Here is a 24036-nt window from a genome sequence, read left to right on the forward strand (position 1 = left end):
GCGATGAATAAGATTCGCAAAGGTGACGAAGTTATCGTTACCGCTGGCAAAGATAAAGGCAAGCGCGGCGTCGTGCTGTCCGTTGGCGAAGAGCGTGTGACGGTCGAGGGGATCAACCTCGTCAAGAAGCATGTCAAGCCGAACCCGATGAAGGGTACTACGGGCGGCGTAGAAGCCAAGACGATGCCGCTGCATATTTCGAACGTCGCATTGGTCGACGCGAATGGCAAGGCGTCACGTGTGGGCATCAAGGTCGAAGGCGACAAGAAGGTTCGCTTCTTGAAGTCGACCGGTGCCACGCTTAGCGTCTGACGCGGAGTAAAAAATGGCACGTCTGCAAGAATTTTATAAAGAGAAGGTTGTACCCGGCCTCGTTGAGAAGTTCGGCTACAAGTCCATCATGGAAGTGCCGCGCATCACCAAGATCACCCTCAACATGGGTCTTGGTGAAGCCGTCGCCGACAAGAAGATCATCGAAAACGCCGTTGGCGACCTGACGAAGATTGCTGGCCAGAAGCCGGTTATCACGAAGGCACGCAAGGCAATCGCTGGCTTCAAGATTCGTCAGGGCTACCCGATCGGCGCGATGGTGACGCTGCGCGGCCAAGCCATGTACGAATTCCTCGATCGTTTCGTGACCGTCGCGCTCCCCCGGGTTCGTGACTTCCGCGGTGTATCGGGTCGTGCGTTCGATGGTCGCGGCAACTACAACATCGGTGTGAAAGAGCAGATCATTTTCCCCGAGATCGATTACGACAAGATCGACGCGCTTCGTGGGCTGAACATCAGCATCACGACGACCGCGAAGACTGACGACGAAGCGAAGGCACTGCTCGCCAGCTTCAAGTTCCCGTTCAGAAACTGAGGTTACCGTGGCTAAACTGGCACTGATCGAACGTGAAAAGAAGCGTGCACGCCTCGCTGCAAAATACGCTCCCAAGCGTACAGCGCTGAAGGCGGTCATCGATGACGCGAGCAAGTCGGACGAAGAGCGTTACGCCGCTCGTCTCGAACTGCAGCAACTGCCCCGCAACTCGAACCCTACTCGCAAGCGTAACCGCTGCGCGATCACGGGTCGTCCGCGTGGCACGTTCCGCAAATTCGGATTGGCACGCAGCAAGATTCGCGAAATCGCTTTCCGCGGCGAAATCCCTGGCCTGACCAAGGCGAGCTGGTAATAGGAGATACGTAAATGAGCATGAGTGATCCTATCGCCGATATGCTGACTCGCATCCGCAATGCGCAGATGGTTGAGAAAGTGTCGGTGACAATGCCCTCGTCGAAAGTCAAGGTTGCGATTGCGCAGGTTTTGAAGGACGAAGGTTATATCGACGATTTCGCAGTGAAGTCTGAAGGTGCGAAGTCGGAATTAAACATCGCGTTGAAGTACTACGCTGGCCGTCCGGTTATCGAGCGCATCGAACGCGTCTCGAAGCCTGGTCTGCGTGTGTATCGCGGTCGTAACGACATTCCGGTTGTGATGAACGGTCTTGGCGTTGCAATCGTGTCGACGCCCCAGGGTGTGATGACCGACCGCAAGGCGCGCCAGACTGGCGTCGGCGGCGAAGTCCTCTGCTACGTCGCTTAAGCCGAAAAGGAGAAGAAACATGTCTCGAGTAGGTAAAAGCCCGATTACGCTGCCGCAAGGCGCGGAAGTGGCCTTTAGCGGCGAAGTAATTACCGTCAAGGGCCCGCTGGGTACGATTACGCAAGCGGCCAACCCGCTTGTTACGGTAGCAAACGACAACGGCACGCTCAACTTCGCACCGGCTGACGAAAGCCGTGAAGCGAATGCGATGTCGGGCACGATGCGCGCCCTCGTGGCGAACATGGTGAATGGCGTTACGAAGGGTTTCGAGCGCAAGCTGACGCTGGTTGGCGTTGGTTATCGCGCGCAGGCGCAGGGCGACAAGCTGAATCTGTCGCTGGGTTTCTCGCACCCCGTGGTGCACGCGATGCCGGAAGGCGTCAAAGTTGAAACCCCGACGCAAACCGAAATCGTGATCAAGGGGATCGACAAGCAGAAAGTTGGCCAGGTCGCTGCGGAAGTTCGCGGTTACCGTCCGCCGGAGCCCTATAAGGGCAAGGGCGTGCGCTACTTCGGCGAAGTCGTCATCCTCAAAGAAACGAAGAAGAAGTAAGGGTGCGCAATCATGGATAAGACTCAATCTCGCCTGCGCCGCGCTAAACAGACGCGCGTCAAGATCGCTGAGCTGCAGGTCGCACGTCTGGCTGTGCATCGCACGAACACGCATATCTATGCACAAGTGTTCTCGGCATGCGGCACCAAAGTGCTGGCAAGCGCGTCGACGCTCGAAGCTGAAGTGCGTGCCGAACTGGCTGACAAGACCGGCAAGGGCGGCAACGTCAATGCTGCGATCGCGGTCGGTAAGCGTATTGCTGAAAAAGCCAAGGCAGCCGGCGTCGAATCCGTCGCCTTCGACCGTTCAGGTTTCCGTTACCACGGCCGCGTGAAAGCGCTGGCTGATGCGGCGCGCGAAGCCGGACTCAAGTTCTAAGGGAAGAATTCGTCATGGCAAAGATGCAAGCGAATGTTAAGGCTGAAGAACGCGACGACGGCCTCCGTGAAAAGATGATCGCGGTCAATCGCGTGACCAAGGTTGTGAAGGGTGGCCGGATTCTCGGTTTTGCCGCACTGACCGTGGTTGGCGATGGCGACGGCCGCATCGGCATGGGCAAAGGCAAAGCGAAGGAAGTTCCGGTTGCTGTTCAAAAGGCAATGGAACAAGCACGCCGCAACATGTTCAAGGTGCCGTTGAAGAACGGTACGCTGCAACACGAAGTGCACGGCAAGCATGGCGCATCCGCTGTTCTCCTGGCTCCGGCCAAGGACGGTACGGGTGTTATCGCTGGCGGTCCGATGCGCGCAGTGTTCGACGTGATGGGCGTTCAAAACGTTGTGGCGAAGAGCCACGGTTCGACGAATCCGTACAACCTCGTTCGTGCAACGCTCGACGGTCTGCGCAAGCAGTCCACGCCGGGTGATATCGCGGCGAAGCGCGGCAAGTCCGTCGAAGATATTTTGGGCTAAGCCAGGTGGTCACCATGTCTGAAAAAACTGTCAAGGTTCAGCTCGTGAAGAGCCTGATTGGGACCCGCGAAACGCATCGTGCAACGGTGCGTGGTCTGGGCCTGCGCCGACTCAACTCGGTCAGCGAACTGCAGGACACGCCAGCAGTGCGCGGGATGATCAACAAGGTTTCGTACCTTGTCAAAGTCCTCAGCTAAGCGGCTGACCAGGGATCAAGGAGTTGAATATGGATTTGAATAACCTCAAGCCGGCAGAAGGCGCGAAGCACGCAAAGCGTCGCGTTGGCCGCGGTATCGGTTCGGGCCTCGGCAAGACTGCGGGTCGCGGTCACAAGGGTCAGAAATCGCGTTCGGGCGGCTTTCATAAAGTCGGCTTTGAAGGCGGTCAGATGCCTCTGCAACGTCGTCTGCCGAAGCGTGGTTTTAGCTCGCTGACGCGTGAGTTCGTTGGTGAAGTGCGTTTGTCGGACATCGAGAAGTTGCCGGTCGACGAAGTCGATTTGTTGGCTTTGAAGCAAGCTGGTCTGCTCGGCGTGCTCATTACGAGCGCAAAGATCATCAAGACGGGCGAGTTGACGCGCAAGATCACGGTAAAGGGCCTTAGCGCTACGAAGGGTGCCCGTGCTGCGATTGAAGCCGCCGGCGGCTCGTTCGCTGAGTAACGTGCGCGTGTTGTTGTTAGCGAAAGCATCGGAGAAGGTTCTTGGCTAATAGCCCGAGTCTCGCAAAATCCGGTCGAAGCGCTGCGAAGTTCGGCGATCTGCGTCGGCGTGCAATGTTCTTGCTGCTGGCGTTGATCGTCTACCGTATCGGTGCGCATATTCCGGTGCCGGGTATCGACCCGGATCAGCTGGCGAAGCTTTTCCAGAGTCAGTCAGGCGGCATTCTTGGCATGTTCAACATGTTCTCGGGTGGCGCGCTGTCAAGATTCACGATCTTCGCGCTTGGGATCATGCCGTACATCTCGGCGTCGATCATCATGCAGTTGCTGTCGATCGTTTCGCCGCAAATGGAAGCGCTGAAGAAAGAAGGGCAGGCAGGGCAACGGAAGATCACGCAATACACGCGTTACTTCACAGTTGTGCTGGCTACGTTTCAAGCCTTCGGTATTGCGGTGGCGCTGGAAAATCAAGCTGGGCTTGTTATCGATCCTGGCATGGTGTTCCGGCTGACGACGGTAGTGACGTTGGTGACGGGCACGATGTTCCTGATGTGGCTGGGTGAGCAGATCACGGAACGGGGACTTGGCAACGGTATCTCGATCATCATTTTCGGCGGTATTGCGGCGGGCTTCCCGAACGCAATCGGTGGTCTCTTTGAACTGGTTCGCACCGGCTCCATGAGCATCATCTCGGCGATCATCATTGTCGTGCTGATTGCAGCGGTTACGTTCCTGGTGGTTTTCATCGAACGCGGCCAGCGCAAGATCCTCGTGAACTACGCCAAGCGTCAGGTCGGAAACAAGATTTACGGCGGTCAGTCTTCGCATTTGCCGCTGAAGTTGAACATGTCGGGTGTGATTCCGCCGATCTTCGCGTCGTCGATCATCCTCTTCCCGGCAACTATCCTGAACTGGTTCAGTTCGGGTACGCGGACCGGATGGTTTGCGAACACGCTTCACAACGTTGCCGAGGCGCTCAAGCCTGGTCAACCGGTGTACGTGTTGCTGTACGCGATGGCGATCGTTTTCTTCTGCTTCTTCTACACCGCGTTGGTGTTCAACAGCAGAGAAACGGCCGACAACCTGAAGAAGAGTGGTGCGTTCGTTCCCGGGATTCGTCCGGGCGATCAGACAGCGCGTTATATCGATCGGATCCTCACGCGTTTGACGCTGGCTGGTGCGATTTACATCGTGTTCGTTTGCTTGCTGCCGGAATTCCTGGTGTTGCGTTGGAACGTGCCGTTTTACTTTGGTGGAACATCGCTGCTGATCATCGTGGTGGTTACGATGGATTTCATGGCGCAGGTGCAGTCCTACGTTATGTCGCAACAGTATGAATCGCTGCTCAAGAAGGCGAACTTCAAAGGCAGCAACGTCCCGATGCGCTAAACAAGGACGATGGTCGGAGACGGCATGAGTTGAAGGTGGCTCTGCCGTTCACCGTCGCATATCCTGGCGCCAAGGTAACGGTTGAGTTGACCCCTTACGATCTGTCTCGTGCACGGATCGTGTTACGGGCGAAGTGATTTGAAAAAAGGGTAATATCATGAAAGTGATGGCATCGGTTAAGCGCATTTGCCGCAATTGCAAGATCATCAAGCGCAAGGGCGTTGTGCGCGTGATTTGCAGCTCTGATCCGCGCCACAAACAGCGTCAAGGCTGAACGCCGCGCTTTTGCTTGCGCTTTTTGTTTGAGGAAAAACAATGGCTCGTATCGCAGGGGTTAACATCCCGAATCACCAGCATACTGAAATCGGCCTCACGGCAATTTTCGGTGTAGGCCGCACGCGCGCTCGCAACATTTGCGTAGCGTCTGGTGTGGAGTTTTCGAAGAAGGTCAAAGACCTCACTGACGCAGACCTCGAAAAGCTGCGAGAAGAAGTGGGTAAGTTCATCGTAGAAGGCGACCTGCGTCGCGAAGTGACGATGAATATCAAGCGCCTGATGGACTTGGGCTGCTACCGTGGCGTTCGCCATCGCAAGGGCTTGCCCATGCGTGGACAGCGCACGCGTACGAATGCCCGTACCCGTAAGGGTCCGCGTCGTGCAGCGCAATCGCTGAAGAAGTAAGCGGAATATAGTTACAGGAAAACGTAATGGCTAAGGCTTCGAACAACTCCGCGGCGCAACGCGTTCGCAAGAAGGTCAAGAAGAACGTCGCCGAGGGCGTGGTTCACGTTCACGCGTCGTTCAACAACACCATCATCACGATCACCGATCGTCAAGGCAATGCACTTGCCTGGGCAACGTCGGGAGGCCAGGGCTTCAAGGGTTCGCGTAAATCGACCCCGTTTGCGGCTCAGGTCGCAGCTGAATCGGCTGGCCGCGTGGCGATGGAATACGGCGTGAAGAACCTCGAAGTGCGGATCAAGGGCCCTGGTCCTGGCCGTGAATCGGCGGTGCGTGCGCTGCATGGTCTTGGCATCAAGATCACCGCAATTTCCGACGTGACACCGGTTCCGCACAACGGTTGCCGTCCGCCGAAGCGTCGTCGTATCTAAGGCGTCGCGTAACGCTTTGACCTGTTGACGCTCGCGCGTCGACAGGTTGCTTGCGTTATGAAATCTGCGTTAAGAATACTGACTAAGCCCACCGTTCGATCCACCGAGTTCGAACTAGCGCGAACGTATTTCGCGTGATCAATTACTAAGGATGCAAAGTGGCACGTTATACCGGTCCTAAAGCCAAACTGGCTCGCCGTGAAGGCACTGATCTTTTCCTGAAGAGCGCGCGTCGTTCGCTCGCCGACAAGTGCAAGCTCGATAGCAAGCCGGGTCAGCATGGTCGCACGTCAGGCGCTCGTACGTCTGACTACGGCACGCAGTTGCGTGAAAAGCAAAAAGTTAAGCGTATTTACGGCGTGCTCGAACGTCAATTCCGCCGTTACTTCGCTGAGGCTGATCGCCGCAAAGGCCCGACGGGTGAAAACCTGCTGCAATTGCTCGAGTCGCGTCTCGACAACGTCGTGTATCGCATGGGCTTCGGCTCGACGCGCGCTGAAGCGCGTCAGTTGGTCGGCCACAAGTCGATCACGGTGAACGGCGTAGTGAACAACATCCCGTCGATGCAAGTTAAGGCAGGCGACGTGGTTGCGGTTCGTGAACAGTCGAAGAAGCAAGTGCGGATTCTGGAAGCGCTGAACTTGGCTGAGCAAGGCGGAATGCCGAGCTGGGTTACGGTCGATGCCAAGAAGTTCGAAGGCACGTTCAAAGCCATGCCGGATCGCGCTGACATCGCAGGCGATATCAACGAAAGCCTGATCGTCGAATTGTATTCGCGTTAATCGGATTAGCGGCCGGGGCACCCTGATTGCGGAAGGCAAGGGGTTGCCTCGGCTGTTTATTTTCGGGTTGTCACCGGTCAGCCTTATCGGCGTAACGAGCCGAGGGTATTGAAAAGGAAAACCTATGCAAACCAGTTTGTTGAAGCCCAAGATTATTGCAGTCGAATCGCTTGGCGACAGCCACGCGAAAGTGGTCATGGAGCCGTTCGAACGGGGCTATGGTCACACCTTGGGTAACGCGCTTCGGCGCGTGCTGTTGTCGTCGATGATTGGTTATGCGCCGACCGAAGTGACGATTGCAGGCGTCGTGCATGAATATTCTACGCTCGACGGCGTGCAAGAAGATGTGGTCAACCTGCTGCTGAATTTGAAGGGCGTCGTTTTCAAGCTGCATAACCGCGACGAAGTCACGGTTACGCTGCGTAAGGAAGGCGAAGGCGTTGTTACGGCGGGTGATATTGAACTCGCGCACGATTGCGAAGTCATCAATCCGGGTCACGTGATTGCGCATCTCTCGAAGGGCGGCAAGCTCGACGTTCAGATCAAGATTGAAAAGGGCCGCGGTTATGTGCCGGGCAACGTGCGTCGTTACGGTGAAGATTCGGCAAAGATCATTGGCCGTATCGTGCTAGACGCTTCGTTTTCGCCGGTTCTCCGCGTGAGCTACGCTGTCGAAAGCGCTCGCGTTGAGCAGCGTACCGACCTCGACAAGCTCGTGATGAACATCGAGACCAACGGCGTGATTTCGCCCGAGGAAGCGATTCGTCAGTCAGCACGTATCCTGGTCGATCAGTTGTCGGTGTTCGCAGCGTTGGAAGGCACGGAAGCAGCGGCAGAAGCACCGTCGCGCGCGCCGCAGATCGATCCGATCCTGCTGCGTCCGGTCGATGATCTCGAACTCACGGTTCGTTCCGCGAACTGCCTGAAGGCCGAGAACATCTATTACATCGGCGATTTGATCCAACGTACGGAAAACGAATTGCTGAAAACGCCTAACCTCGGTCGCAAGTCGCTGAACGAGATCAAGGAAGTTTTGGCATCGCGTGGTTTGACGCTGGGTATGAAGCTCGAAAACTGGCCGCCGGCTGGTCTCGACAAGTAAGGTTCAAGCTGTACGCTTGACTGGCAAAGATGCGGATTTTCCTTTAAAATCCGCATCTTGCTTTTTCTACGACCGGCCCGTGCGCTCGTGAGTTGTTTAAAAAGACACTCATGAGACGTAATAGAAGAGCTGGATCTAAACTTGATTAATCTGGAAATTCAAAATGCGCCATAAACATGGTTTGCGGAAACTGAACCGCACGAGCAGCCACCGTCTGGCTATGCTCCGTAATATGTCGAACTCGCTGATCGAGCACGAAGTCATCAAGACGACGCTGCCGAAAGCCAAAGAACTCCGTAAAGTCGTTGAGCCGCTGATCACGCTCGGCAAGAAGCCGTCGCTGGCAAATCGTCGCCTGGCGTTCAACCGCCTGCGCGATCGTGATTCCGTCGCGAAGCTGTTCGACGTGCTCGGCCCGCGTTACGAAACGCGTCCGGGCGGCTACCTGAGCATTCTGAAGTTCGGCTTCCGTCAAGGCGACAATGCGCCGATGGCGCTGGTCATGTTGATGGATCGCCCGGAACTTGCTGAGGCTGACGACGTTCAAGAAGCTGAATAAGCTTTAGAGCGTTCGTTGGATCGGAAAAAGCCAAGCTTCGCTTGGCTTTTTTACGCCTGCTGCCGGGCGAACGGCGGGACACCTCTAGGCCGATCGGCTGAATGTTGGCGGCTGGCTTCGGATGCTACGATTGCGTTCATATCAATTGAATCGGAGCTTTCCGTGGATACGCCCGTCGTCCTTGTTCTTACGACGCTACCTGACAGTGATGCCGCATCGGTGCTCGCGCAGCAGGCGATCGATGCACGGCTTGCAGCCTGCGTGACCGAGTTGGGCGTGGTGAAGTCGCGGTATCGATGGGAGGGGAAAGTCGAGGTGGCTGATGAGCTTCAACTCCTGTTCAAGACGAGTCTTGCGCGCGGCGACGAACTCGCGCGTTTCATAGAGTCGAATCATCCTTATGAAACACCTGAAATTGTCGCGTGGCAGGCCGATGCATCGGCGGCTTACGGGCAGTGGATCATCGCGCAAACTCAGCGTCCTATTAATGTATAAGTCCTTCGCTCTTCACGCGCGCCGGTTACTCGACGTCGCGCTCATATTATTGTCGTGCTCGGTTCTGATGTTCGGTTCGATCTCGATGGCGCATGCCGCCGACGATTTTCTGGATCCGGCCGTCGCATTTAAATTCGGCGCGAGCGAAAAGCCGGGCGAAATCGATGTGCGATATAAGGTCGCAGATGGCTACTACATGTACCGGGAGCGTTTCGCGTTTGCCGTGAAAAGCGGTACGGCGACCTTGGGCGAAGCGCAATTGCCGGCCGGAAAGGTCCACTTCGACCAAACCTTTAACAAGGACGTGGAGACGTATCGCGGGGAACTGATCATCCGGATTCCCGTGAAGCAGGCATCGGGGCCGTTTGATATTGCGGTCACGTCGCAAGGGTGTGCGGATCAGGGCATTTGCTATCCGCCGGCGGAGCATGTTTATCACGTGACGGGCGCGGCATTGCAGGCCGCCGGTTCTGCAAGCACGCAGACGCTTGCCGCCAATGTCAGCGATGTTCCCTGGTACGAGCGCGCAACCAACGCGGACTACGCGCAATCGTTGCTCGAAAGCGGAGGTTTTTTCGCGATCGTCGGACTGTACTTTGTTGCAGGCGTCGTGCTGAGTTTGCTGCCGTGCTCCTATCCGATGATTCCGATCCTTTCAGCGATCATCATCGGCGAAGGCGCGCGGGTTACGCGGTCTCGCGGGTTCGGCTTGTCGGCCGCCTATGTGTTCGGCATGGCGCTCGTCTACACCGCGCTTGGCGTGCTCGCGGCGATGATCGGGCAAAGCCTCGGAGCATGGTTGCAGAATCCGTGGGTACTCGGCGCGTTCGGAGTGCTCCTGGCGATCTTCGCGCTTACGCTGATCGCCGGGGTAGATATCGCCTTGCCGGCGCGCTGGCAGAACAGCGTCAACGCGGCGTCGCAGAAACGTTCGGGGGGCAAGCTTTTAGCCGTGATCATAATGGGCGCGCTTTCAGCGCTCGTGGTCGGCGCTTGCATGACTGCGCCGCTTTTTGCGGTGCTGGCGTTCATCGCGCACACGGGTAATGCGCTGCTGGGCGGCGCTGCGCTCTTTTCGATGGGCGTGGGATTGGGCGTACCGCTGCTGATCATCGGGCTTGGCGCGGGGACGATGCTGCCGCGCGCCGGCAACTGGATGGACGGCGTCAAGGTCTTCTTCGGCGTGATCCTGCTCGCAGCGGCGCTGTGGATCGTATGGCCGGTGCTGGCGGCAGTTGCGCAGATGGCGTTGGCTGCCTTGTGGCTGTTGATAGCCGCGGCGGCGCTGGGGCTGTTTTCGTCGGGCGCGGCGGGCATGTCGATCTGGCGGCGGCTTGGCCGTGGATTCGGCGCGCTGCTGGCGATTTGGGGCGCTGCGCTGCTAGTAGGCCTCGCTGCCGGTTCAACCGATCCGCTGCGCCCACTCGCTGTCTTCGCTGCACGCGCCGGAACTGGCACGGCGATCGCCACTCAAGCGTCGGCATCGGGCGAGACCTTCGCACCGGTCAAGTCATCAACACAACTTGATCTCGCGCTGAAAGCCGCGGGGCGCCCGGCAATGCTCGATTTTTATGCCGATTGGTGCGTGTCGTGCAAAGAAATGGAGCACCTCACGTTCAGCGATCCCCGAGTGCGTGCGCGTTTGGCGCGACTCAATTTGTTGCGGGCGGATGTGACGGCGAACAACATCGATGACCAGGCGTTGCTGAAACGTTTCAAGCTCTTCGGGCCACCGGGCATTATTTTCTTCGATGCGCAGGGGAACGAGGTCGCACGGGTCGTAGGTTATGAATCCGCCGACAAGTTTTTGCAGAGCCTTGATAAGCTCGCAGCGCCCACGACGTAAAGCTCTACTTCTCGCCGAAACGAAAAAGGCGACGCATCTGCGTCGCCTTTTGCATTCAAGCCGAGTTATTACTTCGCAGCCCGCAGAATCCGCGCGGCATCCAAAGCGAAGTACGTCAGCACGCCATCCGCGCCCGCACGCTTGAACGCCAGCAGCGATTCCATCATGGTCTTGTCGTGATCGAGCCAGCCGTTTTGCGCAGCAGCCTTGATCATGGCGTACTCGCCGCTGACCTGATACGCATAAGTCGGAAAGCGAAACTCCTCCTTCACGCGATACACAATATCCAGGTACGGCATGCCCGGCTTGACCATCACCATGTCCGCGCCTTCCTCGATGTCCATGCGAACTTCGCGCATGGCTTCATCGGAATTGGCCGGGTCCATCTGGTACGTCATCTTGTTGCTCTTGCCCAGATTCGTGGCCGAGCCGACAGCATCGCGGAACGGACCATAGAACGCCGATGCGAACTTTGCCGCGTACGCCATGATCCGCGTGTGCACGTGGCCATCGCTTTCAAGCATCTCGCGGATCGCGCCGATACGCCCGTCCATCATGTCCGAGGGCGCAACGATATCCACACCCGCTTCGGCCTGAGCCCGCGCCTGGTCGACGAGAATCTCGCTGGTTTCGTCGTTGATGACGTAGCCTTGTTCGTCCAGAACGCCGTCCTGGCCGTGGCTGGTGTACGGGTCCAGGGCAACATCGGTCAGCACGCCGAGTTCGGGAAAATTCTTCTTCAATTCGCGAACGGCGCGTGGAATCAGACCTTCGGGATTCGTTGCCTCACGACCGTCGGGCGTCTTCAACGATGGCTCGATGGCCGGGAATAGCGAGATGACCGGCACGCCCAGTTCCATACACTGCTCGGCGACTTTCATCAGCAGATCGACTGAAGTGCGTTCGACGCCGGGCATCGACGGGACGGCCTGACGCAGATTTGTCCCTTCGGTGATGAAAACCGGATAGATCAGGTCGTTGGTGGACAAGAGGTTTTCACGCATCAGACGGCGCGAAAAGTCGTCACGGCGCATGCGGCGCGGACGATGATGCGGATAGAAGCTCATGGAATTTGCTCGGATGTTGGAATGCGAAGGATGATCGGAAACAGGTGGGAGACCAGCCGACGCGTGCATCAGCAGCGCCCAAATGCCCGGCGGGAGGCGGCTCCAGAACCATTTCGAGACAATGGTATATCATACCGATCGAGCAAGGCGCTTGACGCCGACCTCCCCGCTTCTCCTCCCTGAGCGGGTGCCTGTGGTGATTCGTAAAGGATCCGATCAGGCTGTTTGACCCGCCGTCATGCGGCGGGTTTTTTTATGCCGGGAGCGTGGAGCGCCCGAGGCCTGCTTACTGCGCTTCGTCCGCCGGATCACTTTCCTCAATGGCCTTGGGAATCAGCCAGCTTTCGATTTTCTCGTGGGCTTCATCGAGGCCAACACGCTTCAGCGCTGAAAAAAGCTGGACCGTCAGTTCGCCGCGATACCCGGATGCGGTGTATTCCTCGAAGGCCTTCTTGGTCGCACGCAACGTGTTGATGCTTTCCTGCCGCGTCAATTTGTCGCATTTCGTCAATAAAGCGTGGATTGGCTTTCCAGTCGGCGCAAACCACTCGAGCATGATTTTGTCGAGCTCGGTCAGAGGACGGCGCGAATCCATCATCAGGATCATGCCGACCAACTGCGCGCGGCTCTGCAGATACGTGGACAACAATGCCTGCCAATGCAGCTTCGCGTTGCCCGATACTTCCGCGTAGCCATAGCCCGGCAAATCCACCACGTGGGCCTTGGGCTGATCAGCCGGGCCAATTGCAAAGTAATTGATGTGCTGCGTGCGCCCGGGCGTCTTGCTCGCGAACGCGAGCCGCTTCTGATTGCACAACAGGTTGATGGCCGTCGACTTGCCGGCGTTCGAGCGTCCAGCGAACGCGATCTCCGGCTGCGGCGTGGGAGGCAGATCGCGTAAGTGATTGACCGTCGTGAAGAAACGGGCTTGATGGAGCAGGAATGACGACATGGGAAGACCGAAAGTGAAATTCTGTGGAAACTCGAGCTGTAAGGAGCCACTGAATACTGGGCTTGCCCCGACTGGCGTCTTTGCGTTTAGCGAGTTATTGTACAATACGACGGTCGTACGAAGACCAGCCAGGGCACGCAAGACCCAAGCGGGATAAGGAGTGAGACAGGTTTGAAGGCAGATTTCGGGGCGCGCGGCGGGTGAATTTTTAGCCCGTACCGAACTCGTATCGCGTCCTCTGTCGGGTGTCTTGCAGTGCATCGGTAACCGTCGTTTTGCAGAACCTCACAATTCTCACAAGACGAATAACAGGGTACGCGAATGAACCGACTGTACAAGACTCTGATGGCCTTGGAATTAGCAGCAGCATTCGGAGCGGGGTTGGTAGGCTGGACACTCACGGCGCAGACGGCAATCGCAGCGGAACCCGCAGCGGCCGCGGCGCCAGCCAAACCTGATGTCGCGCGGGGCCAGGCGATTGCCACCCAGGTCTGCGCGGCGTGTCACGGAGCAGACGGCAACAGCGCCGGTGGCGCATTTCCGAAGCTCGCGGGTCAGCATGCCGAGTACATCGTCAAGCAGTTGAAGGATTACAAGACGCAGCCGGGCGCACAAGAGCCGGCGCGCAAGAATGCAATCATGGCCGGTATTGCGGGTGCGTTGAACGATCAAGATATGGTCAACGTGGCTGCATATTTTGAGACGCAGAAGGCCAAGCCGGGCTTCGCGCGGGACAAGAACACCGTGCCGCTCGGGATGAAGATTTACCGTGGCGGCGTGACAGATAGGGGCGTTCCTGCTTGCGCTGCATGTCACGGTGCAACAGGTATGGGCGTGCCGGTGCAGTATCCGCGGTTGTCGGGGCAGTGGGCCGATTACACGGCGGCGCAGCTCACCGCGTTTGCGCAAGGTACGCGCAACAACAGCGAGCCCATGCACACCATTGCGTTGCGTTTGAATGAAGCGGAAGTGAAAGCGGTTGCGGACTACATCGCGGGATTGCATTGAAGCGGTAATCTGCGGCGCGCGAAGGTCTGCTTTAAGATGCGCGCAGCGTCGTCCGGACGTCACGAGCGTCCGGCATAGTGCGAACCCAGTATAAAAAGCATCACGAAGCCGGTCCAACGAGGCCGGTGCAAATAAGAAAAAAGGGTGGGACGCCGGTCATGTGCCGGTGCGTCTCCACCCTTTTTTGCTGTTCAGCCGGAGTTTGAATGAGCGTCACCACGTCGGGATTGCAGTCGAAGTCGAGCCGTAGCAGCGTACGCCATGCCATCGAAACGATCAGTTCGATGCGCTTTGCCATCGCGCTGCTCGTGATTCTTGCGATAGCGAGCATCATCGGGACCGTGCTTACGCAGGAAGATCCGTACCCGAATTACGTCAATCAGTTCGGTCCGTTCTGGGCCGATATTTTCCGCGGCCTGAGCCTCTACAACGTGTACAGCGCGTGGTGGTTCATGCTGATCCTGATCTTCCTCGTGATCTCGGTCTCGCTGTGCGTGATCCGCAATGGCCCGAAGATGATCGCGGACATGAAGAGCTGGAAGGATCGCGTGCGGGAAGGCAGTCTGCGTGCGTTTCATCACAAGGGCGAATATCCGCCGGTGCCGGGTTCGCGCGCCGAAACCGCCGCCAAGTTGCAGCGGCTTTCCGGCAAGATGGGCTACAAATTCAAGACGCTCGAGACCGAAAGCGGCGCAACGCTGATCGCGGCAAAGCGCGGCGCGATGACGAAGCTCGGTTATATCTCGGCGCATCTGGCTATCGTGGTGATCTGTATTGGCGGCTTGCTCGACAGCAACCTGCCCATCAAGCTGCAAATGTGGCTCTTCAACAAGACGCCGATTGCATCGAACGAAATCATCAACGACATTCCGGCGTCGCACCGGTTATCGACGTCGAATCCTACGTTTCGTGGTTATGCCTGGGTGCCGGAAGGTCAGCATGTCGCGACCGCCATCCTCAACCAGCAGGACGGTTCGCTGATTCAGGATCTGCCGTTTTCCATCCAGCTCGATAAATTCATCGTCGATTATTACTCGACAGGCATGCCGAAGCTGTTCGCGAGCGATATCGTCGTGATCGATCATGCGACCGGCAAGCGCATTCCGGCGCGCGTTGAAGTGAACAAGCCGTTCACCTACGACAACATTTCCATCTATCAATCGAGCTTCCAGGACGGCGGCTCCAAACTTTCGATGACCGCGTGGCCCATGTCCGGCGGCAGCACGAAAACGGTGCCGTTCGAAGGCGCCATCGGCGGAACAGCGCCGATGAGTCCGCAGATCATCGGCGGAAAGGGCGAGAGCGTCGAGTTCACCGATTTCCGCGCGATCAACGTCGAAAACATCACCGACGGCAACGGCGCCATCGACGCACGCGGCGTCGGCAAAACGCAAACATTGCGTCAGGCATTCGATGAACGGCTCGGCTCCGGCGCAAAGACATCGCGGCCAACGGATTTGCGCAACGTCGGGCCGTCGGTGCAATACAAGGTACGCGGCACCGACGGCCAGGCGCGCGAGTTCAACAACTACATGCTGCCCGTCGACGTACAAGGCCAGCCGATGTTCCTCGCCGGCATGCGCCTGAGCCCGAACGATCCATTCCGCTATCTGCGCATTCCCGCCGACGAACAAAGCTCGATCAAACAATGGATGAACCTGCGCGCCGCGCTGGAAACGCCGGCAATGCGGGTTGAAGCCGCGCATCGGTTTGCGAAGCGCTCGGTGCCTGAAGCCAACGCGGATCTGCAGACGCATCTGGATGAAAGCGCGCTGCGCGTGCTGAACCTGTTCGCGGGCGCCGATGAAACCGGCGCCACCGCTCAACCTGGCGCGCCGGTCGGTGGTTTTCAGGCGATCGCCACTTTCATCGATAAATCGGTGCCGAAAGGCGAACAGGAAAAAGCGGCTGGCTTGTTGCTGCGCATGCTGGAAGGCGCGACGTGGGATTTGTGGCAAATCTCGCGCGCTCAGAACGGCATGCCGGAAGCGCAGGCGGACGCGAAGAACACGCAGTTCGTGCAGTCATCGATTAACGCGCTTTCTGACAGCTTTTTGTATGGATCACCCGTTTTCCTGCAACTGGATTCGTTCAAACAGATCCAGGCGTCCGTGTTCCAGTTGACGCGCGCGCCAGGTAAAAAAGTGGTGTATCTTGGCAGCGCCTTGCTCGTACTCGGCATTTTCTCGATGTTTTACGTACGGGAACGCCGTCTCTGGTTCTGGCTCAAAGATTCCGCAACGGGCGGCACCAGCGTTTTGATGGCAATGTCCACCGCGCGCCGGACGCTCGATTTCGAGAAAGAATTCGCGCAAACGCGCGACGCGATAGGCGCCGCCCTGGGTGTCAGATCGCAACCGGCGGCGTCATCGTCAGCGTCGGAACTGCCTGCGGACACCAAGTCCACCGGCTCGCAAGATTCAACTCGGTAAGAACATGGACCTCACACAAGCCTCTTCGCAGTCAAAACAGGCGCAGCAGCGCGCGGGCAAAGTGCCTGTCGATGCTGACCTGTTCGATGAACGGCCGTTTCTCAAGCGTCTCGGCATAACCGACTGGCTATTCGCGCTCGCGATGGTCGCCGGCGCGGGTTTCGCGCTGTATCGGTATTACCCGTTCATGAACTACTACGACAAGCTGGTGCTCTGCGCTGCCGTGCCGACGTTCGTCGTGCTCGGTTGGCGATGGAAACCGGTGCGGCTGTTGATTGCGTGCATTGCGCTGCTGTCGCTGTCGTCGTTGCAGCTTTATCACTCGGATCTCGCTCGCGCCGATACCAACTTCTTCCTCAAGTATTTCCTGTCGAGCCAGTCCGCGATTCTCTGGATGAGCGCGCTGCTCGTGATCGCCACCGTGTTCTACTGGATCGGATTGGTCACGCGCTCGGCGACCGGCGGTGCGATCGGTTCGAAGATGACGTGGGTTGCCGTGCTGATGGGCTTCACGGGCTTGATGGTGCGCTGGTACGAGTCGTACCTGATCGGCGCGGACGTTGGCCATATTCCAATCTCGAACCTTTACGAAGTGTTCGTGTTGTTCTGCCTGATCACGTCACTGTTTTATTTGTATTACGAAGAGCATTACAGCACGCGCGCAATGGGCGCGTTCGTCCTGCTCGTGATCAGCGCGGCCGTCGGCTTCCTGATGTGGTACTCCATTGCGCGTGATGCACAGCAAATCCAGCCGCTCGTGCCCGCGCTGCAAAGCTGGTGGATGAAGATCCACGTGCCGGCGAATTTCATCGGATATGGCAGTTTTGCGCTGGCCGCCATGGTCGGCGTGGCTTATCTGGTCAAGGAAGGCGGCATTCTGGCGGATCGGCTGCCGTCGCTTGAAGTGCTCGACGACGTTATGTACAAGTCGATCGCCGTCGGTTTCGCGTTCTTCACCATTGCGACCATTCTCGGCGCGCTTTGGGCCGCCGAAGCGTGGGGCGGCTACTGGAGCTGGGATCCGAAGGAAACATGGGCGTTGATCGTCTGGCTGAATTACGCCGCGTGGCTGCATATGCGGCTGATGAAAGGCCTGCGTGGCTCGGTTGCCGCGTGGTGGGCGCTGACCGGTTTGCTGGTCACCACTTTCGCTTTCCTTGGTGTCAACATGTTCCTTTCCGGTCTTCACAGCTACGGCAAGCTGTAAATTTGCCCTTTAGTAGCGTTTAAAGACCGCCATGCATTATTTGCTGGCGGTTTTTTTATTGCGCGGGCGGAATACGTGAAACCAAATGGGTGTTTGCCACGAATATAGATGTACAGCGGCCGCGCTCATGCTGGGCGCAACGCATTCAGGAGCATCGAGATGTTTATCAAAAGCAAAGATGGGCTTTATGGCGACGAGATTCCGCGCAGCGAAATTACGCCGCGAGCGTTTTTCGAGAATCGGCGGCGTGTGTTGAAAGCCGCGGGCGCGCTCGCCGCGACGGGGCTGGTCGGCGTCAACGGGGAAGCGTTCGCAGCCATGACATCGCCCGATGCAAAGGGCCAGAAGCTCGCCGCGACCACGAACACGAAGTTCGTCGCCATGGACAAAGTCACGCCGCTCAAGGACATTACGAGCTACAACAACTTCTACGAATTTGGCACCGATAAAGGTGATCCCGTTCAGAACGCGCATTCGCTGCGGCCGCGCCCGTGGAGGATCTCGGTGGAAGGCGAGGTCAAGAACGCGAAGGTGTATGACATCGATGAAATCCTAAAGCTCGCGCCGCTCGAAGAGCGGATCTACCGGCTGCGATGCGTGGAAGGCTGGTCGATGGTGATTCCGTGGATTGGCATTCCGCTCGCCGAGATCGTCAAGCGCGCGCAGCCGACGGGCAACGCCAAGTACGTGCAATTTATTTCGCTCGCCGATCCGTCGCAAATGCCGGGCTTGTCCACGCCGATTCTCGATTGGCCGTATTCCGAAGGTCTGCGCATGGATGAAGCCATGAATCCGCTGACACTGCTGACAGTTGGTTTGTACGGTGAAGTGCTGCCGAATCAGAACGGCGCGCCCGTGCGGATTGTCGTGCCCTGGAAGTACGGCTTCAAGAGCGCGAAGTCGCTGGTGAAGATCCGCTTTGTCGAGAAGCAACCGAAGACAAGCTGGAACGAATACGCGCCCGCCGAGTACGGTTTCTATTCGAATGTGAATCCGAACGTGGATCATCCGCGATGGAGCCAGGCGACCGAGCGGCGTATCGGCGAGGACGGATTTTTCACGCCGAAGCGTAAAACGCTGATGTTTAACGGTTATGGCGATCAGGTTGCGTCGCTGTATCAGGGCATGAACCTGAAGGCCAATTTCTAAGGAGCAACGGATGGCTTCGGCTTCCGATGTAAAACCTCGGCCGGCGGCGCGCGTCGCCGTTCCGGGCGCGAAAACGAACTGGATCAAGCCGGCGAAGATTGCCGTGTTCCTGAGCGGCTTGTATCCGCTCGCGCGCATTGTTCTGCTCGGATTTACGGGCGGCCTGGGCGCCAATCCAATCGAATTCATTACGCGATCGACCGGCCTCTGGACGCTCGTTTTCCTGTGCATCACGCTTGCCGTGACGCCGGTTCGCCGTCTGACAGGACTCAACGCGCTGCTGCGATTCAGGAGAATGCTCGGGCTGTTCGCGTTCTTCTACGTTGCGCTGCACTTCACGACCTACATCTGGTTCGACAAATGGTTCGATGTCTTCGCAATCCTGAAGGACATCGCCAAGCGGCCGTTCATCATGGTCGGGTTCGCGGCATTCGTGCTGTTGATCCCGCTCGCGATCACGTCGCCAAAAGCGATGGTCAGGAAACTCGGCCGCCGCTGGCAGACGCTGCATAAGTTGATCTACCCGATCGCCGCGCTCGCCATCCTGCATTTCTGGTGGATGAAGGCAGGCAAGCACGATCTGATCTTGCCGAAGATCTACGGCGCTATCGTGGTCGTGTTGCTCGCGTGGCGCGTGATTGTCTGGCTGCACGGACGAATGACGAAGACTCGCACGGCGTGAATCTGCAAATGCAAAAAGGGCGGCGCTTTGAAGGCGCCGCCCTTTTTAATTGAAGCCGATGAATCAATCCGGAAAGATGGATTCCCCGGCGAACAGATCCTTCACTTCTTCGCGTTCACGCACCAGCCGCGCGCGTTCGTGATCGACCATCACTTCAGCGGCGCGCGGACGCGTGTTGTAGTTCGAGCTCATTGTGAAGCCGTACGCGCCGGCCGAGAAAATCGCGAGCAGATCGCCTTGTTCGATGGCAAGCGAGCGATCCTTGCCCAACCAGTCGCCGCTTTCACAAACTGGGCCGACGACGTCGTAGAGTTCGGCCTTCGCTGCGTTCGTGGCCACTGCTTCAATGCGGTGAAACGCCTGGTACATCGCGGGACGCGCGAGGTCGTTCATGGCGGCATCGACGATTGCGAAGTTCTTCTCCGCGCCCGGCTTCAAATATTCCACACGTGTGAGCAACAAGCCCGCGTTGCCGACCAGCGAACGGCCTGGCTCGAAATACACTTCACGCTCGCCGTGTCCGCGTTTTTCAATATGCGCGAGCACCGCTTTCACGAACTCGCCGATAGCCGGCGGCGTTTCGTCGTCGTACGTGATGCCGAGACCACCGCCTACATCGACGTGATGAATCTTCGTGCCGTCTGCTTCGATTTGCTCGACGAGATCGAGCAGTTTGTCCACGGCATCGAGATACGGGCTCACTTCCGTGATCTGCGAACCAATATGGCAGTCGATGCCAATCACATTCAGGTTCGACATGGCCGCGGCTTGCGCGTAGGTCGCGCGCGCGTCGCTGAACGCGACGCCGAATTTGTTCGACTTCAGGCCTGTAGAAATGTACGGATGCGTCTTGGCATCGACATCGGGATTCACGCGCAGTGAAACCGGCGCTTTTTTGCCCGCCAATCTGGCGACTTCGTTAAGCGCGTGCAGTTCGGGAATCGACTCGACGTTGAAGCATTTCACGCCTGCATCGAGCGCCTCGCGCATTTCCGGCGCCGACTTGCCCACGCCCGAAAACACCGTGTTCTCCGCCTTGCCGCCGGCAGCCAGAACGCGCGCCAGTTCCCCCGAGGAAACGATGTCGAAGCCCGCGCCCAATCGCGCGAACACGTTCAACACGGCAAGATTGCTGTTCGCTTTTACGGCGACGTGGATCGTGGCGCGGTGACCTTTCGCGGCATCGGCGTAAGCTTGATACGCGTCGGTCAGCGCGCTGCGCGAATATACGTAAAGCGGCGTGCCGAACTGTTCGGCCAGCGACGCCGCCGAAACGCCTTCGACTTGCAGCACGCCATCGGCGCGCGAAAATACGGATTGAGTCATGACTTTTTGGTCCGGCTGACGCGCTTGACGCTAGATGGAAGCCCCAGGCGCGGCGTGGCGAAATGTTAGTAGCCGGCTGAAGCGGCTTTGGGTACTGACGCGGACGGTTTCAGGTTGTCGTCGGGGGAAAGCGACAGCGCCTCGCCGGAGGTGTCCGGGACGTCGCTGGAATCGAACGCTGATGACGCGGCGACCGGTGCAACGGCATTGGTTGCGGGCAACGGTTGCATGCTGGCGGGACGCGGCGGAATGGGCGGAGCGACGGGCAAATAAAGCGGTCCGCGCTGACCACACGCGGTGAGCAGCGTCCCGGCGGAAATGGCCAAAGCCGCTACAATCGCGCTCATCCTGAAGACGACTTGCATCACTGTCCCTGAATAATTAATCGACGGAGTTTAGCATGACCGACAACGAATACCTGACGCTCGCCGAGGCCGCGCTGGCGGCCATCGAGCGCGATGTGGACGGCCTGGATGCCGACGTGGAATTCGAGCGAAGCGGCAATGTGCTGACGCTGGAATTCGAGAATCGCACGAAGCTGATCGTCAATTTGCAGCCGCCCATGCACGAGTTGTGGCTCGCGGCGAAGTCGGGCGGATTTCACTACAAATACGTGGATGGCGCATGGCGCAACACACGCGATGGCAGCGAGTTCTTCGAAGCGCTCAGCCAGTACGCCACGGAACAGGCCGGTGAGCCAGTCCGCTTTTCAGCCTGAGATTTATGTAAAAAGCTCAGGCCTGCGCGTCTTTAATTGCCGCCTTTGAACAGATTCATGATGTCCTGCTTTTCCTGATCGCCAACTTGCGGCGCGGGCGCTGCAGGCATTCCAGGCAATGCACCGCTTGCGCCTTCCGGCGGCGCCTGGCTCACGCCGATGGTCGCAATAAATCCATGCCCCGGCGTGAGGTCATCGAAGTACAGTTCGCCGCCCAGCGACACCACATCAGGTGGCATGCTCGACTTGTATTCCGGCACGCCGCGCAATGCCCGGGTCATGTAATCCATCCAGACGGGCAGGGCGAGACCGCCGCCCGTTTCCTTGTCGCCGAGACTACGCGGCGAGTCGTAGCCAATCCACGCAATCGCGACCAGCGAATGCTGGTAGCCGGCGAACCACGCGTCGTGCGAGTCGTTGGTCGTTCCCGTTTTTCCCGCAAGATCCGAACGCTTCAGCTGATTCGTGCGAGCGCCCGTGCCGCGCTGCGCCACGCTTTGCAGCAGGCTGTTCATCACGTATGCGTTTCGCGGGGTGATCGCGAGCGGCGCGCTTTCTCCGGCAACCAGCGGCTGCGGATGCGAGACCACGGCGCCGCGCGGGTCGGTGATATCGGCGATCAGATACGGATTCACGCGATACCCACCGTTGGCAAACACCGAATATCCCGTCGCCATTTGCAGCGGCGTGACCTGTCCGGCGCCGAGCGCCATGGGCAAGTAGGCGGGCTGGCGGGCGGCATCGAATCCGAACTTGGTCACATAACCTTGCGCGTACTTCGTGCCGATGTTGTTCAGAATGCGAATGGACACGAGGTTCTTCGACTTCATCAACGCGGTGCGCATGGGCATGGGGCCGTCGAAACCGCCGCCGTAGTTCTTCGGTTCCCATGCCTGGCCGCCGGTCTCGGAGGCGCTGAAATAAAGCGGCGCGTCGTTGATGATGGTCGCCGGCGACAAGCCTTTTTCCAGCGATGCCGAATAGATGAACGGCTTGAAGCTGGAGCCCGGCTGGCGCCACGCCTGCGTGACGTGATTGAACTTGTTCTTGTTGAAATCGAAGCCGCCGACGAGCGCGCGAATTGCGCCGTCCTGCGGCACGATGGAAACGAACGCGCCTTCAACCTGCGGAAGCTGCGTGATGACCCAGTTGTCGTCTTCGTTTTTCATCAGGCGCACGATGGCGCCTGGGCGCAGGCGCTGATTCGGCTGTGCGCGCGTGCTCAGCGCGCTCGCGACGAAGCGCAAGTCGTTGCCTTGAACCGTGGCCACGTTGCCATCGATAAAACTCGCCTTGACCTGCTTCACGTTCGCCGATGTCACGACCGCTGCAACGATCTCGCCGTTATCCGGATGGTCCACGAGGGCGTCGTCAATGGCTTGTTCGCGATCGTCGGGATCGGCCGGCAAATCGATGAAACCTTCCGGCCCGCGATACCCATGCCGGTGTTCATAGTCCATCAGCCCTTTTCGCACGGCGCGATAGGCCGCGTCCTGATCGGCGGAATCGATGGTCGTCACCACGTTGAGGCCGAGCGTATAAGCCTCTTCCCGATATTGCGCGTACATCATCTGGCGAACCATTTCGGCCACGTACTCGGCGTGCACGCTGAACTCGCGCCCCGCGCCTTTCACGACCAGCGGCTGTTTCGCGGCTTCCTCGTACTGTTCGCGCGTGATGTAGCGCAACTCGTACATGCGCTCGAGGATGTATTGCTGACGCACTTTGGCGCGCTTCGGATTAACGACCGGGTTGTACGCCGACGGCGCTTTCGGCAAGCCGGCGAGCATTGCGGCTTCTGCAAGCGTGATGTCCTTGATGTCCTTGCCGAAATAAACCCGGGCGGCGCTTGCGAAACCGTACGCGCGCTGTCCCAGGTAAATCTGGTTCATATAGACCTCGAGAATCTGGTCTTTTGTCAGGGCGCGCTCGATCTTGTACGCGAGCAGCATCTCGTAAATCTTGCGAGTGTAGGTCTTTTCGCTCGACAGGAAGAAATTGCGCGCGACCTGCATGGTGATCGTGCTCGCGCCTTGCGATGCATGGCCGTTTGTCAACGCAACCGTGCCGGCACGCAGGATGCCGGTCAGGTCGACGCCGCCGTGATCGTAGAAACGGGCGTCCTCGATGGCGAGTACCGCCTTTTTAAGATAATCCGGCACGTCCTGGATGCGCACGACGCTGCGCCGTTCCTCGCCGAACTCTCCGATCAGCACGTGATCCGCGGTGTACACCCGCAGCGGCACTTTCGGACGATAGTCGGTGAGCGCATCGAGCGACGGCAGGTTCGGCTGCGCTACAACGAGCGCGTAACCGAGCACGAGTACCGCGCTGGCGATCAATCCGAAAATACAGATCATCAGCCCGAGCAGAAGCCTGATCCAGAGCGGACGACGCTTGCCAGGTTCGGACTGACGGGACGGCGGGGACGACGGAGACTGAGATTGCATGGCACCACCAAAAAACGGTCCCGCGATTATAGCCGCCCGACTTTGCGG

29 protein-coding genes and 1 pseudogene are annotated in these 24036 nt (G+C 58.3%); 25 read left to right on the forward strand and 5 right to left on the reverse strand.

The window, feature by feature from the left end:
* Positions 1-3: 3 nt before the first annotated feature.
* The 19 genes and pseudogenes from rplX (at position 4) to dsbD (ending at position 10997) form a co-directional block, all read left to right on the forward strand.
* Positions 4-312, forward strand: a complete 309-nt coding sequence (gene rplX / locus ASG35_RS08295) for a 50S ribosomal protein L24 (RefSeq protein ID WP_056355419.1) — start codon at positions 4-6, stop codon at positions 310-312.
* 13 nt (positions 313-325) lie between these two features.
* Positions 326-865, forward strand: coding sequence for a 50S ribosomal protein L5 (rplE, locus tag ASG35_RS08300; protein ID WP_035933066.1), 540 nt, complete (start codon positions 326-328; stop codon positions 863-865).
* A 7-nt stretch (positions 866-872) separates the two neighbouring features.
* Entirely contained in the window at positions 873-1178 is a 306-nt protein-coding gene (rpsN, locus tag ASG35_RS08305) for a 30S ribosomal protein S14 (protein ID WP_031361570.1), read from the forward strand.
* Positions 1179-1192: 14 nt separating this feature from the next.
* The gene (gene rpsH / locus ASG35_RS08310; RefSeq protein WP_031361569.1) at positions 1193-1588 is read left to right on the forward strand and encodes a 30S ribosomal protein S8; all 396 of its coding nucleotides are present in this window, start codon (positions 1193-1195) and stop codon (positions 1586-1588) included.
* A gap of 19 nt (positions 1589-1607) precedes the next feature.
* Entirely contained in the window at positions 1608-2141 is a 534-nt protein-coding gene (rplF, locus tag ASG35_RS08315) for a 50S ribosomal protein L6 (RefSeq protein ID WP_056355422.1), read from the forward strand.
* A gap of 12 nt (positions 2142-2153) precedes the next feature.
* Positions 2154-2519, forward strand: coding sequence for a 50S ribosomal protein L18 (gene rplR, locus ASG35_RS08320; RefSeq protein WP_056355425.1), 366 nt, complete (start codon positions 2154-2156; stop codon positions 2517-2519).
* Positions 2520-2533: 14 nt separating this feature from the next.
* Positions 2534-3052, forward strand: a complete 519-nt coding sequence (rpsE, locus tag ASG35_RS08325; protein WP_031361566.1) for a 30S ribosomal protein S5 — start codon at positions 2534-2536, stop codon at positions 3050-3052.
* 14 nt (positions 3053-3066) lie between these two features.
* Positions 3067-3249 (forward strand): 50S ribosomal protein L30, encoded by a 183-nt coding sequence (gene rpmD, locus ASG35_RS08330; RefSeq protein ID WP_056355429.1) that lies wholly within the window; start codon positions 3067-3069, stop codon positions 3247-3249.
* A 29-nt stretch (positions 3250-3278) separates the two neighbouring features.
* Positions 3279-3713 (forward strand): 50S ribosomal protein L15, encoded by a 435-nt coding sequence (gene rplO, locus ASG35_RS08335; RefSeq protein ID WP_056355432.1) that lies wholly within the window; start codon positions 3279-3281, stop codon positions 3711-3713.
* A 41-nt stretch (positions 3714-3754) separates the two neighbouring features.
* Complete coding sequence (gene secY / locus ASG35_RS08340; RefSeq protein ID WP_056355435.1) at positions 3755-5101, forward strand: preprotein translocase subunit SecY; 1347 nt, start codon at positions 3755-3757, stop codon at positions 5099-5101.
* A 62-nt stretch (positions 5102-5163) separates the two neighbouring features.
* Positions 5164-5238 (forward strand): annotated as a pseudogene (gene infA / locus ASG35_RS31235) (translation initiation factor IF-1); the annotation flags it as partial.
* Positions 5239-5258: 20 nt separating this feature from the next.
* A complete protein-coding gene (rpmJ, locus tag ASG35_RS08345; protein WP_004199844.1) occupies positions 5259-5375 on the forward strand; it encodes a 50S ribosomal protein L36 in 117 nt (38 codons plus the stop codon).
* Between the two features lie 41 nt (positions 5376-5416).
* Positions 5417-5782, forward strand: a complete 366-nt coding sequence (gene rpsM, locus ASG35_RS08350) for a 30S ribosomal protein S13 (protein WP_047845347.1) — start codon at positions 5417-5419, stop codon at positions 5780-5782.
* Between the two features lie 26 nt (positions 5783-5808).
* The gene (rpsK, locus tag ASG35_RS08355; RefSeq protein WP_006052224.1) at positions 5809-6213 is read left to right on the forward strand and encodes a 30S ribosomal protein S11; all 405 of its coding nucleotides are present in this window, start codon (positions 5809-5811) and stop codon (positions 6211-6213) included.
* 158 nt (positions 6214-6371) lie between these two features.
* Complete coding sequence (gene rpsD / locus ASG35_RS08360) at positions 6372-6995, forward strand: 30S ribosomal protein S4 (RefSeq protein WP_056355438.1); 624 nt, start codon at positions 6372-6374, stop codon at positions 6993-6995.
* Between the two features lie 124 nt (positions 6996-7119).
* On the forward strand, positions 7120-8097 hold the full coding sequence (locus ASG35_RS08365) for a DNA-directed RNA polymerase subunit alpha (RefSeq protein WP_047845349.1): 978 nt from the start codon (positions 7120-7122) through the stop codon (positions 8095-8097).
* A gap of 163 nt (positions 8098-8260) precedes the next feature.
* On the forward strand, positions 8261-8656 hold the full coding sequence (gene rplQ / locus ASG35_RS08370; protein ID WP_056355441.1) for a 50S ribosomal protein L17: 396 nt from the start codon (positions 8261-8263) through the stop codon (positions 8654-8656).
* A gap of 162 nt (positions 8657-8818) precedes the next feature.
* Positions 8819-9151, forward strand: a complete 333-nt coding sequence (gene cutA, locus ASG35_RS08375; protein ID WP_056355444.1) for a divalent-cation tolerance protein CutA — start codon at positions 8819-8821, stop codon at positions 9149-9151.
* Positions 9144-10997: a protein-disulfide reductase DsbD gene (dsbD, locus tag ASG35_RS08380; protein WP_082508291.1), complete on the forward strand. Its 1854-nt coding sequence runs from the start codon at positions 9144-9146 to the stop codon at positions 10995-10997. Before cutA ends, dsbD begins: the two co-directional genes overlap by 8 nt.
* Before the next feature lie 68 nt (positions 10998-11065).
* Here the strand turns inward: dsbD and hemB are convergent, their stop codons facing one another.
* On the reverse strand, positions 11066-12064 hold the full coding sequence (gene hemB, locus ASG35_RS08385; RefSeq protein ID WP_056355447.1) for a porphobilinogen synthase: 999 nt from the start codon (positions 12062-12064) through the stop codon (positions 11066-11068).
* 286 nt (positions 12065-12350) lie between these two features.
* A complete protein-coding gene (gene yihA / locus ASG35_RS08390) occupies positions 12351-13016 on the reverse strand; it encodes a ribosome biogenesis GTP-binding protein YihA/YsxC (protein WP_056355450.1) in 666 nt (221 codons plus the stop codon).
* A gap of 321 nt (positions 13017-13337) precedes the next feature.
* On the opposite strand from yihA, the gene ASG35_RS08395 reads away from it, so the two are divergent.
* From ASG35_RS08395 to msrQ, 5 genes are all read left to right on the forward strand, one after another.
* Positions 13338-14024, forward strand: coding sequence for a c-type cytochrome (locus ASG35_RS08395; protein ID WP_056355452.1), 687 nt, complete (start codon positions 13338-13340; stop codon positions 14022-14024).
* Between the two features lie 206 nt (positions 14025-14230).
* The gene (locus ASG35_RS08400) at positions 14231-16456 is read left to right on the forward strand and encodes a cytochrome c biogenesis protein ResB (RefSeq protein WP_056355455.1); all 2226 of its coding nucleotides are present in this window, start codon (positions 14231-14233) and stop codon (positions 16454-16456) included.
* Between the two features lie 4 nt (positions 16457-16460).
* Positions 16461-17663, forward strand: a complete 1203-nt coding sequence (gene ccsB / locus ASG35_RS08405; RefSeq protein WP_056355458.1) for a c-type cytochrome biogenesis protein CcsB — start codon at positions 16461-16463, stop codon at positions 17661-17663.
* Positions 17664-17822: 159 nt separating this feature from the next.
* A complete protein-coding gene (gene msrP / locus ASG35_RS08410; RefSeq protein WP_056355632.1) occupies positions 17823-18812 on the forward strand; it encodes a protein-methionine-sulfoxide reductase catalytic subunit MsrP in 990 nt (329 codons plus the stop codon).
* 10 nt (positions 18813-18822) lie between these two features.
* Positions 18823-19494 carry a protein-methionine-sulfoxide reductase heme-binding subunit MsrQ gene (gene msrQ / locus ASG35_RS08415; RefSeq protein ID WP_056355461.1) on the forward strand — a complete coding sequence of 224 codons (672 nt, stop codon included), beginning with the start codon at positions 18823-18825 and terminating at the stop codon, positions 19492-19494.
* A 63-nt stretch (positions 19495-19557) separates the two neighbouring features.
* Here the strand turns inward: msrQ and lysA are convergent, their stop codons facing one another.
* Together lysA and lptM are read right to left on the reverse strand one after the other, a co-directional pair.
* Complete coding sequence (gene lysA / locus ASG35_RS08420; RefSeq protein ID WP_056355464.1) at positions 19558-20820, reverse strand: diaminopimelate decarboxylase; 1263 nt, start codon at positions 20818-20820, stop codon at positions 19558-19560.
* 65 nt (positions 20821-20885) lie between these two features.
* Positions 20886-21185: an LPS translocon maturation chaperone LptM gene (gene lptM / locus ASG35_RS08425; RefSeq protein WP_056355467.1), complete on the reverse strand. Its 300-nt coding sequence runs from the start codon at positions 21183-21185 to the stop codon at positions 20886-20888.
* 35 nt (positions 21186-21220) lie between these two features.
* On the opposite strand from lptM, the gene cyaY reads away from it, so the two are divergent.
* Complete coding sequence (gene cyaY, locus ASG35_RS08430; protein ID WP_056355470.1) at positions 21221-21538, forward strand: iron donor protein CyaY; 318 nt, start codon at positions 21221-21223, stop codon at positions 21536-21538.
* A 32-nt stretch (positions 21539-21570) separates the two neighbouring features.
* Here the strand turns inward: cyaY and ASG35_RS08435 are convergent, their stop codons facing one another.
* A complete protein-coding gene (locus tag ASG35_RS08435; protein WP_056355473.1) occupies positions 21571-23988 on the reverse strand; it encodes a penicillin-binding protein 1A in 2418 nt (805 codons plus the stop codon).
* Positions 23989-24036 lie beyond the last annotated feature (48 nt).

This window comes from Burkholderia sp. Leaf177 (assembly GCF_001424345.1).
Lineage (GTDB): Bacteria > Pseudomonadota > Gammaproteobacteria > Burkholderiales > Burkholderiaceae > Caballeronia.